General features: G+C 67.7%; 11 protein-coding genes and 1 pseudogene. 8 read left to right on the top strand and 4 right to left on the bottom strand.

Going from position 1 to position 12283, the window contains the following annotated elements:
- Window positions 1–58: 58 nt before the first annotated feature.
- Window positions 59–1774, top strand: a pseudogene (aspS, locus tag MU407_RS03150) (aspartate--tRNA ligase); the annotation flags it as partial.
- A 155-nt stretch (window positions 1775–1929) separates the two neighbouring features.
- Here aspS and MU407_RS03145 read toward each other — a convergent pair.
- A complete protein-coding gene (locus MU407_RS03145; RefSeq protein WP_246955240.1) occupies window positions 1930–2523 on the bottom strand; it encodes a DUF3043 domain-containing protein in 594 nt (197 codons plus the stop codon).
- A gap of 81 nt (window positions 2524–2604) precedes the next feature.
- On the opposite strand from MU407_RS03145, the gene MU407_RS03140 reads away from it, so the two are divergent.
- The 7 genes from MU407_RS03140 to MU407_RS03110 all read left to right on the top strand — a co-directional run bounded on the left by MU407_RS03140 (window position 2605) and on the right by MU407_RS03110 (window position 8702).
- Window positions 2605–4008 (top strand): dipeptidase, encoded by a 1404-nt coding sequence (locus MU407_RS03140; RefSeq protein ID WP_246955237.1) that lies wholly within the window; start codon window positions 2605–2607, stop codon window positions 4006–4008.
- A complete protein-coding gene (locus MU407_RS03135; protein ID WP_102235830.1) occupies window positions 4005–4292 on the top strand; it encodes a hypothetical protein in 288 nt (95 codons plus the stop codon). Before MU407_RS03140 ends, MU407_RS03135 begins: the two co-directional genes overlap by 4 nt.
- A 115-nt stretch (window positions 4293–4407) precedes the next feature.
- Entirely contained in the window at window positions 4408–4767 is a 360-nt protein-coding gene (gene erpA, locus MU407_RS03130; RefSeq protein ID WP_102235831.1) for an iron-sulfur cluster insertion protein ErpA, read from the top strand.
- Window positions 4768–5156: 389 nt separating this feature from the next.
- On the top strand, window positions 5157–6080 hold the full coding sequence (gene coxB / locus MU407_RS03125) for a cytochrome c oxidase subunit II (protein ID WP_102235832.1): 924 nt from the start codon (window positions 5157–5159) through the stop codon (window positions 6078–6080).
- Window positions 6081–6083: 3 nt separating this feature from the next.
- Window positions 6084–7799, top strand: a complete 1716-nt coding sequence (gene ctaD, locus MU407_RS03120; protein WP_246955235.1) for a cytochrome c oxidase subunit I — start codon at window positions 6084–6086, stop codon at window positions 7797–7799.
- A gap of 1 nt (window position 7800) precedes the next feature.
- Window positions 7801–8217 carry a cytochrome c oxidase subunit 4 gene (locus MU407_RS03115; RefSeq protein ID WP_246955233.1) on the top strand — a complete coding sequence of 139 codons (417 nt, stop codon included), beginning with the start codon at window positions 7801–7803 and terminating at the stop codon, window positions 8215–8217.
- A 212-nt stretch (window positions 8218–8429) separates the two neighbouring features.
- Entirely contained in the window at window positions 8430–8702 is a 273-nt protein-coding gene (locus MU407_RS03110; protein ID WP_246955231.1) for a hypothetical protein, read from the top strand.
- 319 nt (window positions 8703–9021) lie between these two features.
- Here the strand turns inward: MU407_RS03110 and MU407_RS03105 are convergent, their stop codons facing one another.
- From MU407_RS03105 to MU407_RS03095, 3 genes are read right to left on the bottom strand one after another with little or no spacing between them, the layout of a single operon-like run.
- Entirely contained in the window at window positions 9022–9813 is a 792-nt protein-coding gene (locus MU407_RS03105; RefSeq protein WP_246955229.1) for a FadR/GntR family transcriptional regulator, read from the bottom strand.
- On the bottom strand, window positions 9810–10802 hold the full coding sequence (locus MU407_RS03100) for a dihydrodipicolinate synthase family protein (RefSeq protein ID WP_246955226.1): 993 nt from the start codon (window positions 10800–10802) through the stop codon (window positions 9810–9812). Before MU407_RS03100 ends, MU407_RS03105 begins: the two co-directional genes overlap by 4 nt.
- Window positions 10799–12007, bottom strand: a complete 1209-nt coding sequence (locus MU407_RS03095) for a sialidase family protein (RefSeq protein ID WP_246955222.1) — start codon at window positions 12005–12007, stop codon at window positions 10799–10801. Before MU407_RS03095 ends, MU407_RS03100 begins: the two co-directional genes overlap by 4 nt.
- Window positions 12008–12283 lie beyond the last annotated feature (276 nt).

Here is a 12283-nt window from a genome sequence, read left to right as displayed (position 1 = left end):
GGCGCCCGAGATGCAGGGACGGGGTGTCGTCGGCAGCGTCAGATGGGTGTGAGAGACAGATGCCAGCGGTGTGGCCCAGGTGGTTGTGCGCGAGGACGAGGCGATGCACCTGCGCAACGAGTACGTGCTGAAGGTGACCGGTGAGGTGGGGCGCCGCCCCGAGGGCAATGAGACCCCGCTGCTGCCCACCGGTGACGTGGAGGTGACCGCGAGCGAGGTCGAGGTGCTGAACACCTCCGCCCCGCTGCCCTTCCAGCTGGATGAGCACACCGAGGTGGGCGAGGAAGCGCGCCTGCGCTATCGCTACCTGGACCTGCGCCGTCAGGGTCCCGCCGCGGCCATGCGCCTGCGCTCCCAGGTCAACCGCGCCGCGCGCGACACCCTCCTGGACCAGGGCTTCGTCGAGGTGGAGACCCCCACCCTGACCCGCTCCACCCCCGAGGGAGCCCGCGACTTCCTGGTGCCCGCGCGGCTGGCGCCCGGTTCCTGGTACGCGCTGCCGCAGTCCCCGCAGCTGTTCAAGCAGCTGCTCATGGTGGGCGGCATCGAGAAGTACTTCCAGCTGGCCCGCTGCTACCGCGATGAGGACTTCCGCGCCGACCGCCAGCCCGAGTTCACCCAGCTCGACATCGAGATGAGCTTCGTGGACCAGGAGGATGTGATCGCGCTCGCCGAGCAGATCCTCACCGCCGTGTGGTCCGCCGCCGGCCACGAGGTCACCACCCCGTTCCCGCGCATCACCTACGCCGAGTCGATGCGACGCTTCGGCTCCGACAAGCCGGATCTGCGCTTCGACCTCGAGCTCGTGGAGATGACCGAGTACTTCGCCGACACGCCCTTCCGCGTGTTCCAGGCGCCGTACGTCGGTGCCGTGGTGATGCGCGGCGGTGCCTCCCAGCCGCGTCGCCAGCTGGATGCCTGGCAGGAGTGGGCCAAGCAGCGCGGCGCCAAGGGCCTCGCCTACGTGCTGGTCCAGGAGGACGGCACCCTCGGCGGCCCGGTCGCCAAGAACCTCTCCGAGTCCGAGCGCGAGGGCCTGGCCCAGAAGGTCGGCGCCGAGCCCGGGGACTGCGTGTTCTTCGCCGCTGGCGCCCCGAAGGCGTCGCGCGCCCTGCTCGGTGCGGCGCGCGCCGAGATCGCCGAGCGCCTGGGCCTGGTGGACCACGACGCCTTCGCCTTCGTGTGGGTGGTGGACGCTCCGCTGTTCGAACCCGCGGACGAAGCGATCGAGGCCGGGGACGTGGCCGTCGGCTCCGGGGCCTGGACCGCCGTGCACCACGCCTTCACCGCACCGAAGCCCGAGTTCATGGACACCTTCGACACCGATCCGGGCAGCGCTCTGGCCTATGCCTACGACATCGTGTGCAACGGCAATGAGATCGGCGGCGGCTCGATCCGTATCCACCAGCAGTCCGTGCAGGAGCGTGTGTTCTCCGTGATGGGCATCGGCGAGCAGGAGGCGCGCGAGAAGTTCGGATTCCTGCTGGATGCCTTCCAGTTCGGCGCCCCGCCGCACGGCGGCATTGCCTTCGGCTGGGACCGCATCGTTGCCCTGCTCGCGGGGGAGGAGTCGATCCGCGAGGTCATCGCCTTCCCCAAGACCGGCAACGGCTACGACCCGCTGACCGCCGCCCCCGCGCCGATCACCGCGCAGCAGCGCAAGGAGGCCGGGGTGGATGCGAAGCCCCGCAGCGCCGAGAAACCGCAGGACTCCGCAGCCGGTGCCGCCACCGATCAGGAGGCCGACGGGAAGGCTGCGCCGAAGCGGACCTGACCCGGGCACGAGCTCGCGACACCCAGCAGCGAGCATGCGACGCAGCACAGCGGCCGACGCGGATTCCTCCGCGTCGGCCGCTGTGTCACTCAGCTGGTGAGCGCCGTGTTCGTCAGTGCTGCATTCGTGCGTGCCGGGTCAGACCGCCTCCGTGCTCAGCGCGGCTCCTGGCCATGCGCGATCACGGGGCGCGGCAGCCGGAAACGGCGGATCTGGATCTGCCGCATGATGCCGTAGCCCACCAGGCCCCGCTCCACTTCACCGTAGCGCTCGATCAGCGCCAGCCGCAGCACCCTGCGCAGCAGGAAGCCGTCCACCACGCACAGCAGCATGCCGCCCCACAGCACCACCACGACCACGGTGCTCATGACGTTCAGCAGCTGCGGACGCAGCAGTGGGACGATCAGCACCACGAGCATCACCACGAGCGCGAACGGCAGGAAGTACTCGGCGATATTGCGCCGTGAATCCACCAGGTCGCGCACCAGGCGGCGCTCGGGGCCGCGATGCTGCAGCGGCATCTTCCGCTCATCCCCGGTGAGCAGTGCCTGCTGTGCCTCTCGGTTGGCCGCTGCGCGGCGCTCCCGGTCCCGCTTGCGGGCCTCCTTGCGGTTGTCCACCACGAGGGGTCGGCGGCGGGCCGCCTCGGCCTCCTTGCGGGTGCGGGTGGGGCGGCCCTTGTTGCCGGGGCGGGCAGGCTTCGCCTCCACCGGGGCGGGCTGGGGAGTCTGCTGCTTACGGAAGATCACCAGGACATTCTAGGCGAGAAGGCAGTGCTGGCCTGGGGATGGCGCACGTGCCCTCGCCCACGACGGCGGTACCGTGAGCACATGACCACCACTGATCACACCCCCGCCCTCGAACCCGATGCCGCCCAGGTCGCCGCGCTGCGCGAGCGCCTCGATGAGCTGCTGCCTGCCGCGATCGGCGACCTCGAGGACCTGGTGCGCATCCCCTCCATCGCCTTCGAGGGCTACGACCGCGAGCCCGTGACCCGCAGTGCCGAGGCGGTGGCCGAGCTGCTGCGCGGCACCGGCCTGCCCGAGGTGCGCATCGAAGCGGTCGATGGCGGCAGTCCTGCCGTGATCGCCCGTCGGCCTGCTGCCGCGGGGAAGCCCACCGTCATGCTGTACGCCCACCATGACGTCCAGCCCACCGGTGATGAGTCCCAGTGGACCACCGCACCGTTCGAGCCCAGCCAGCGCGATGGCCGCCTGTACGGTCGCGGCGCTGCCGATGACAAGGCCGGGGTGATGGCGCATGTGACCGCCCTGCGGCTGGTCGGCGAGGAGCTCGCCGAGCAGGGCATCGGCGTGACCGTGTTCGTCGAGGGGGAGGAGGAGTGCGGGTCGCCGACCTTCCGCTCCTTCATCGAGACCCACCGTGAGGCCCTGGCTGCGGACCTCATCATCGTCGCGGACTCCGCGAACTGGGAGGTTGGGGTGCCGGCGCTGACCACCTCGCTGCGCGGTGTTGTGGACTGCGTCGTCGAGGTGCGCGCCCTCGAGCACGCCGTGCACTCCGGTCTGTTCGGCGGACCGGTGCTTGATTCACTCACGCAGCTCTCCCGTCTGCTGGCCACCCTGCACGACGAGCATGGTGAGGTCGCCGTGGAGGGCCTGGTGCGGGCCGAGGACCCGGCTGTCGACCTCGAGGAGAGCACCTGGCGCTCCGACGCCGGGGTGCCCGCGGGGCTTGAGCTGTCCGGCTCCGGGCCGCTCACGGCTCGGCTGTGGACCCGCCCGGCGCTGTCGGTGATCGGCATCGACGCTCCTGCTGTACGTGAGGCCTCCAACACCCTTGTGCCGGTGGCGCGGGCCAAGGTGTCACTGCGCATCCCCGCCGGCCAGGACCCGAGCGCAGCGATGGATGCCCTGGTCGCGCACATTGAGCAGCATGCCCCGGCCACCGCGAAGGTCACCGTGGAGCGCGGCGAGGAGGGCAAGCCCTTCAGCGCTCCGGCCCATTCCCCGGCCACGGACCTGGCCCGCAGCGCCTTCACCGCCGCCTGGGGCACGCAGACCGTGGATACGGGGCTCGGTGGCTCGATTCCCTTCATCGCCGATCTGCTCGAGGTGTTCCCGCAGGCCGAGGTGCTCGTCACCGGGGTGGAGGACCCGCAGTCCCGGGCCCATGGCATCGATGAGTCCCTGCACCTGGGCGATTTCGCGAAGGTGTGCCTGGGTGAGGCCCTGCTGCTGCGCGGTGCCGAAACCCTGGGTGCGCAGCGATGAACCGCCCTCAGCCTCCCGAGCCGTCCGCCCGGAATGAGGAGCACCAGAGCCCGACGGTGTCACCGCTCGTGGTGCCGCTGCTCATGCTGGGGCTCACCATCGGGTTCTTCACCGGCTACTTCCTGCTGCTGTGGGGTCTGCTGGTCGTCGCTGCCGTGATCGCGCTGGCCGTGGCTGTTGTGCTGCGCGGCGGCGACCGCGAGGGCATGCTCGCCCTGGTGGCGGGGACGGCGCTCGCGTTCCTCGCAGTGATGCTGCTGGCGGTGTTCCGGCGAGCGTTCTGAGCCTGCCGGGGCCGGGCGCCACGCCCCGGAGCACCGAGGTGAGACGTGCCTCCACCCAGCCGATGTGCGGGGTCGGGGCGTATCCTGGTCCGACTCGAGCTTTCAGGAGGACAGCATGACCACTCCCACCACCGAGCGGCCCACGAAGGCGCACGGCGTCACCCTGACTTCCGTCGCCGCCCAGAAGGTCACGAGCCTGCTGGAGCAGGAGGGCCGTGATGACCTGCGGCTGCGCATCGCCGTGCAGCCCGGGGGCTGCTCCGGTCTGATCTACCAGCTCTACTTCGACGAGCGCCTGATGGACGATGACCTCATCGCGGAGTTCGACGGCGTCGAGGTGATCGTGGACAAGATGAGCGATCCGTACCTCAGCGGTGCGGTGATCGACTTCGCCGACACCATCGAGAAGCAGGGCTTCACGATCGACAACCCCAACGCGGGCAGCTCCTGCGCCTGCGGCGACTCCTTCAGCTGATTCAGCGCCGCGGCCAGCAGGCCGCCAGGCCGCGGGCGGTCGCGCTGCGCACTGCTGACCCATCGGGCCCCATCGGAGACCAGCACGGTCCCCGGTGGGGCCCGATGCCGATGTGACGCCCGTGACGATCAGATCACGGAGCGGTCACGGACCTGCCTGCGAGCCATCTTGCGGCGCGTCCAGGTGGACCAGGACCATCGCGAAGACCGTATGATGACAGGGTGCCGTCATCCGGCGGGCCGTCGGCCTGCCATCGCATCCGCTCCCGGATGCCGACGGCACACGGGCGCTGAGCGCCCTGACAGCACCAGCTCCGTCGTGCGGAGCCGGGCCACCTCCCAGCGGGGCCCGGAACCGCGGACGGAGACGACGAGCGGAAGGTCATCCCTGTGATCCCCCAGGTCCCCCAGCGAGTGCGGCATGGTCGTCGCCTCGCCGCCGCCGGCCTCGCCCTGGCGGTCATGGTCCTAGCCGGCTGCACCCTGCCGCAGCAGCGCGGATTCATGCCCCACCAGACCGATGGTCAGGAGGTCACCAACCACACCGAGCGCATCACCAACCTGTGGGTCGGTTCATGGGTGATCCTCGTGGTCGTCGGCCTCATCGTGTGGGGTCTGACGATCTGGTGCGCGATCGCCTACCGGCGCCACAAGAACGACACCGGTTTCCCGATCCAGCTGCGCTACCACGTGCCCCTCGAGCTGATGTTCACGCTCGTGCCCGTGGTGATGGTGCTCACCTTCTTCTACTTCACCCAGCGGGACGCCCGTGAGATCGAGATGCACGTGGCCGAACCCGATGTCACGGTCAATGTGGTCGGCAAGCAGTGGAGCTGGGACATCAACTACGTGGATGAGGACGTCCACGAGGACGCCGGTGTGCAGTCCTTCCGCACCGGCGAGCCCGGTGCGGCTGAGTCGCTGCCGGTGATCTACCTGCCGGTGGACCAGACCGTCGAGTTCCGCCTGGACTCCCGCGACGTCATCCACTCCTTCTGGGTCGTGGACTTCCTCTACAAGAAGGACATGTTCCCCGGCCACACCACGTCCTTCCAGGTCACCCCCACCCGCATCGGTGAGTACGAAGGCAAGTGCGCCGAGCTGTGCGGCGAGTACCACTCGGACATGCTGTTCATCGTCAAGGTGGTCAGCCAGGAGGAGTACGACCAGCACATCCAGGAGCTGCGTGAGCGCGGCAACGAGGGACAGCTGGGTGTGGACCTGAGCCGCAACGAGCGGGAGTGGGAGATGCGCGAGAAGCACGACGAGGTCGGCCCGCGCTACACCGAGCCCGCCGCGAACGAAGGGGAGTGACCCGTGAGCACTGACGTCTCCGCTCCGACCACGCGGACCGCCGCGCCCGCCCGGTTCCAGGACCACCGCAGCCATAGCCTGGGCTCGCAGGTCTTCAAGCTGCTGACCACCACCGATCACAAGCTGATCGGCATGATGTACATGGGGATGGCGTTCGCGTTCTTCGCCTTTGGCGGCCTGCTCGCGCTCGGCATCCGCTCCGAGCTGTGGGAGCCCGGCCTGCAGGTCGTGGTCTCCAAGGACCAGTACAACCAGCTGTTCACGATGCACGGCACGATCATGCTGCTGATGTTCGGCACGCCGCTGTTCAACGGCTTCGCGAACTACCTGGTGCCGCTGCAGATCGGCGCCGTGGACATGGCCTTCCCGCGTCTGAACATGTTCGCGTTCTGGATCACCGGCTGGGGCTCGCTGATCGCCGTCTCCGGCTTCCTGACCCCGCAGGGCGCAGCGTCGTTCGGCTGGTTCGCCTATGCCCCGCTCTCGGACACCACGTTCTCCCCGGGACTCGGTGGTGACCTGTGGGTCTTCGGCCTGGCGCTGCAGGGCTTCGGTACGATCCTCGGCTCGGTCAACTTCATCACCACGATCCTGTGCATGCGCATGCCGGGCATGACGATGTTCCGGATGCCGATCTTCACCTGGAACATCCTCATCACCGGTGTGCTGGTGCTGATGGCGTTCCCGCCGCTGGCTTCCGCGCTGCTGGCCCTGGGCGCGGATCGCCGCTTCGACGCGCTGATCTTCGATCCCGCCAACGGCGGCCCCGTGCTGTGGCAGCACCTGTTCTGGTTCTTCGGCCACCCCGAGGTGTACGTGCTGGCGCTGCCGTTCTTCGGCATCGCCTCCGAGATCGTCCCGGCCTTCTCCCGCAAGCCGATCTTCGGGTACAAGACGCTGGTGGGCGCGACCATCTCGATCGCCGCGCTGTCGGTGACCGTGTGGGCGCACCACATGTACACCACCGGCGCCGTGATGCTGGACTTCTTCGCCTTCATGACGATGCTCATCGCCGTGCCCACGGGCGTGAAGTTCTTCAACTGGATCGGCACCATGTGGCGCGGCTCGCTGACCTTCGAGACGCCGATGCTGTTCACCCTCGGGTTCCTCACCACGTTCATCTTCGGCGGTCTGACGGGCGTGATCCTGTCCTCGCCGGTGCTGGACTTCCACATCTCCGACACCTACTTCGTCGTCGCCCACTTCCACTACGTGATGGCCGGCACCGTGGTGTTCGAGATGTTCGCGGGCTTCTACTTCTGGTGGCCCAAGATGTTCGGCTACAAGCTCCATGAAGGCCTCGGCAAGATCCACTTCTGGCTGCTGGTCATCGGCTTCCACCTGACGTTCCTCATCCAGCACTGGCTCGGTGTGGCCGGCGCCCCGCGCCGCTACGTGAACTACCTGGCGGAGGACGGCTTCGACTGGATGAACCAGATCTCCACCGTGGGCGCCTTCATCATGGCGGGGTCCACCCTGCCGTTCCTGCTGAACGTGGTCCTGACCCACGTAAAGGGTGAGAAGGTCACGGTCGATGACCCGTGGGGCTACGGGGCCTCCCTGGAATGGGCCACCTCCTGCCCGCCCCCGCGCCACAACTTCCACTCCCTCCCGCGCGTGCGCTCCGAGCGTCCCGCCTTCGACCTCCACCATCCCGAGGTCGCACTGCAGGACCACATGCTCGAAGAGGAACCCGCTCTGAACCCGAGGACGAACTGACATGAGAGCAATTGCTAAGGTTTTCTGGATCCTGGCGGCCTTCTTTCTGATCGTTGCGATCGCCTACGGGTTCCTGACCGGCATGTTTGAGCCGCACGGTGTCGAGCCCGTCGGCTTCCCGGCCTTCCTCGCCCTCTCGGCAATGTTCGTCATGGTCGGTATGGCCATGAACATCACCATCCGCAAGAACGAACTGGGTGCGAGCGAGGACCTCGACGGCGAGGTCCATCACGACGCCGGCGTGCAGGGCTCCTTCTCGCCCTACAGCTGGGCGCCGCTGTGGCTCTCTTCCGGGGCGGCACTGTGCTTCCTGGGCGTGGCCGCCGGCTGGTGGATCTTCGCCTTCGGCATCATCTTCACCGTGTACGGACTCCTGCAGTGGGTCCTCGAGTTCTCAGTGGGACAGCACGCCCACTGATCCTCCACGCAGTCCATCACAGGCCCTGCTCCCACACCGGGGGCAGGGCCTGCTGCATCTGTACTGCTACCGTGAGCACCATCAGCGCGCGGTGCCATCCGGCTCGCGGAGTATAGATAGCCGCTGACACGCAGTGAGTGCCGTCCGGCAGACGGATCAGAGCGACGCTGGGACGCAAGGAATGCGGAAGCACCATGAAGGAGGGGCTGGACATGATCGACGCAGGTATCACGCCGGTGGGGCTCGCCGAGCGGGAGATCAGCCGACTGTTCGCCGATCGCGGCGGCCGTGAGGGTGCGGGCACCTGGGCGCGAGAAGTCCTTGCCGCGGCGGAGCTCGATCCCCGGCGCAAGCCGCTGCGCTCCGTCCGCGCCCTGCGTCGGGCCGAGCGTCGCCTGAGCCCGATCGGCGCCCGATACCTGGTGGAGGTCGCCGCCGGGCGCACCCCGAGCCGCTCCACGCGCAGCTCCCAGATCCTTATGTGACGCCGATGCAACGGTGCGGCCACATCTCTTGTCGCGGAGACGCAGCCTTGGACGTTGTCGGGGATTACTGGCTCTACACAGATGAGGGCGTAGCTGGTGGTGCGCGTCGGTCTTGGGGTAGGGGAGCGAGGCTTCGGCGTACTGGAAGCTCGGACTCAACCTGCATGATTAAGGGTTCGCGGGCAGCGCGATCATCTCTGATGCCGCCAGGATCGGTGAGGTCATGGACCACGGCACCGTCAGCTGCCTGTAGGACGCACCGGGCTGAATGACCATCCGCCGGATGACGGCTCGCGCTCCTCCTCCCGTCGGACGTCGTTCAGGTACCGCCCTTCTCCTCACCGTCCGTTGCCCCAGTGACGCCGTTACTGTCCGCAGTGGCCTCGCCCGGCGGCTCTGCGCGGCTTAACCGCACCCTGATCCCGTCGAAGTGGTCCCGCATACGGACCCGGTACAGATCTACGTCACCGCGCTCGATCGCCTCCAGGATCCGTTGGTGCCAGCCCCAGGCTTCATGCGGAGTGAACTGGGGACCTGGAAGGACCGGGTCTATTTGGTGGAACGCAGCCCAGAAGATCTCTTGTAGCTCGGTGACCAGGCCATTGTCGAGGGGGGCGTAGAGGGTCTCGTGGAAGGCGAGATCTTCCTCAGGGAAATACTCGCCGGCGTCGGCTCGGCGGCGCATTTCGCTGGTGATCGCGCGCAGTTGCTCAGTACCGGTCACGGCATGGCGCTGCACCACGTCACTGGCGAGCCCTACCTCGAGCGCCTCGCGCAGCTGCAGCAGATTCCGCACCTCGCGGAGATCCTCGGTTGCGGACTTTCGCAACCGAAAGGAGAGGAAGTCTTGCAGCGGAGCGAGGGGGAGAGCGCCGACAAAGGTGCCGTGGCCATGGCGGACATCCACATAGCCGAGCGCCTGCAACGCCTTGATAGCCTCACGCACTGCATTGCGTGAGGCGCCCAGCAGACTCACCAACTTGCTCTCAGTGGGCAACAGGTCTCCGGGCTGCAGGCCCCACTCCAGGATCAGTTGTTTTATGGATTCGCGCAGGCGCTCCTGATTGGACGTCTCTCTGGCAGGGGCAGTGCTCGAGGGCTCGGTGTTCATGACGCGACCATGCGATCGGTGCCCGAGAGTGCTCCTCGTGGGGAGGGACCGTGGGCGCGCAGCAGCGCCGCGACGCGTGCCCGGTCCGTGTCGTCGTAGAGCACCGACGGTGGAGCGCAGCGGTCTTCGTCGATCAAGTCGAGGAGTTTCATCGCCGCCTTGAAGGCGCCGAGTGCCCGGGAGGAGTCGCCCATCTGCGTATGTGTTGGAATCGCGACGATCGCGAACAGCTCCCGCAGTCTCTGTTGCTCCGCATCGCAAACCGCGTCATTGACCCCGGCTGTTGAATAGATCCGCACGTAGCCGGCAGGATCCACGTTCCCGAGCCCGGGCACCAGCCCGTCGGCTCCGGCGCGCAGCGACTCTGCGGCTAGGGTTTCAGAGCCGGAGAGTACTCGGAAAGCGTCCAGGCCTCGCTCGCGTCGTCCGGTAAGAAGCGCGGCCAGGTAGTCAAGATCCCCGGAGGAGTCCTTGTACCCGGCTAAGGTACCGTCCTCTGCGAGGTCCAGGACCGTTGTGACGGGGATCGACACCCCGTTCACCCGCGGTGGGTTTTCGTATCCGAACAGCGGTAGTTCCCCGAGCTCCTGCTTGATACGTCGGAAATGCGCGGCGATCTCCGCTGGCCCCGTCGCAGCGAAGAAGGGGGCGGTGGCGACCGCACCGTCAGCCCCGAAGCCCATGAGCAGCCGAACCTGCGCGGCCGCGCGCTCCGAGGCGGTGTCGGAGACGCCGACGAGCACAGGGACTCGACCCGCGACGTGGTCGACCGTCGTGCGCACGACAGCCACCCGCTGTCGGTCCGTGAGGAAGCCGAACTCTCCGCTGGTCCCGAGCGCGAACACACCGTCGACCCCATTGTTGATCAGGTGGTCGAGGTGACGTCGCAGCGAGGGGGAGTCGATCTCGCCGCCGGGGGTCAGCGGTGTGCACAGCGGGATTACGACCCCGGTTCCGGGCCGGGTTTGAGCGGCGGCGATGGTGGTCATGGGTGCTGCTCCTTGGGATGGCCGACCGCTCGGAGCGCGGTCGGGAGGTCGATGGTGATCAGGTCCAGGCGCTCGTGCGTCGTTTTGTCCCCGGTCTCGACAAGTACATGCACCGCTTCCGGCCCGACGGCGATGTCCGAGTAGCCGGCTGGCCCCTCCATCAGGAGGCCGACGGGTCGGCACATGGTGCCTGAAGAGGCGGAGGCCGACGTGCCTGCTGCCGAAGACCTAACCTTCGAGCTTCCTGAACTAGCCGGGTTGGGGCCGAGCAAAGCGTGTAGCGCCAGATCGCGACGCGACTCCATCCGCAGCGGCGCGCAGAGCAGGGCAGGACCACCAGGGAGGGCATCCAGTCCGACTTGGAGGCGCGGCCCCGCAAAGCCGGTCAGGATATGGGTAGCCCCCAGCGTCTCGCCGCCATCTCTAGTCCGGGCGAGCAATCGTGTGCACGCCTCGGAGCGGTGCTCGTTGCGCATCGTCACGAGTGACTCAGAGGGGGCGGCGGGATCGATGCACAGCGCGGACTCATTCGGGCCAGAGGCGCCATTTATGCCGCCAGTGACCCAGCCGATCCGCCACGTGCGTCCGTCGTCGTCGCTCAGCAGGCCATGTGCGCCGTAGGGAGAGGTGGCGGAACTGCCAAGGACAGAGTGGTTTGCGGCTGCGACGAGCCTCCCGGAGGGGAGCCGGATCCCGTGCCCGGGCCCGGTCGCATACCAGCCCCAGTCCTTCCGCTTCGCCTCTGTGGTGATCTCTCTGTCCTCACGCACCTCGAGGTCGCGGGAGAGACGCGTGAGATGAACGCGGCGGCTCTGGGTGGTATCCACTGCGCCGGCGAGGATGTCGCGTTCGGTGGCAGTAGCGGCGTTCGAAGTGGTCAGGAGCACGATATCTCCGTCAGCTGCCTCGATCGGGACAGGGTTGCCTCGTGTGCCGCCCGCTCCGTGCGCGACCGTCAGGGGCACACCGAAAGACTCGCCTTCGTCGTCGGAGACCGTGGCGATGACGTCGATCTGCCCCGTATCCCCGGCGTTCTCGTGGCGCGCCTCCGCGAAAACGACGAGTCGACCGTCCCGGCAGAGCAGGAGTGCAGGGATCCGCACCGCTGTAATGCCGAGCCGCGCAGCGTCCAGCACTGTCTTTCTCGTAGAAGCAAGCAGGGGCGGGGTCTTAGTGGACTTGGGCGACAGCCGTGCTGAGGACATGGGACGTACTATCTCAAAGCCCGAATCGTGGGGCAAGAGAGGGCGGGCTGCGGATGCGCGACCGCCGTCGACCTCCCCAAAGGCCGGGTGTAAATCGCTATTCATGCAGGTTGATGCCGCGGTAACGCCACATCGTCCGCGCTGGCCTCCATCCTGGCGTGAGGGGTTGCGAGGTGGGATGTCCTCTGGCATAGTGGCGGCCATCGTTCCGTCGAGGAGGTCGGAACGGCTCACGAGGGAGGGTCTCGACATGGTCCGGATGACGCGACGTGCAGC

This window comes from Brachybacterium sp. Marseille-Q7125 (assembly GCF_023062615.1).
In the GTDB taxonomy this organism is placed as follows: domain Bacteria; phylum Actinomycetota; class Actinomycetes; order Actinomycetales; family Dermabacteraceae; genus Brachybacterium.
This window is presented reverse-complemented; position numbering and strand designations above follow the sequence as displayed.

Coding starts and splice junctions, on each gene's coding strand:
- MU407_RS03140 (WP_246955237.1), top strand. CDS start 2,605: ATGACCACCACTGATCACACCCCCGCCCTCGAACCCGATGCCGCCCAG.
- MU407_RS03135 (WP_102235830.1), top strand. CDS start 4,005: ATGAACCGCCCTCAGCCTCCCGAGCCGTCCGCCCGGAATGAGGAGCAC.
- erpA (WP_102235831.1), top strand. CDS start 4,408: ATGACCACTCCCACCACCGAGCGGCCCACGAAGGCGCACGGCGTCACC.
- MU407_RS03115 (WP_246955233.1), top strand. CDS start 7,801: ATGAGAGCAATTGCTAAGGTTTTCTGGATCCTGGCGGCCTTCTTTCTG.
- MU407_RS03110 (WP_246955231.1), top strand. CDS start 8,430: ATGATCGACGCAGGTATCACGCCGGTGGGGCTCGCCGAGCGGGAGATC.
- MU407_RS03105 (WP_246955229.1), bottom strand. CDS start 9,813: ATGAACACCGAGCCCTCGAGCACTGCCCCTGCCAGAGAGACGTCCAAT.
- MU407_RS03100 (WP_246955226.1), bottom strand. CDS start 10,802: ATGACCACCATCGCCGCCGCTCAAACCCGGCCCGGAACCGGGGTCGTA.
- MU407_RS03095 (WP_246955222.1), bottom strand. CDS start 12,007: ATGTCCTCAGCACGGCTGTCGCCCAAGTCCACTAAGACCCCGCCCCTG.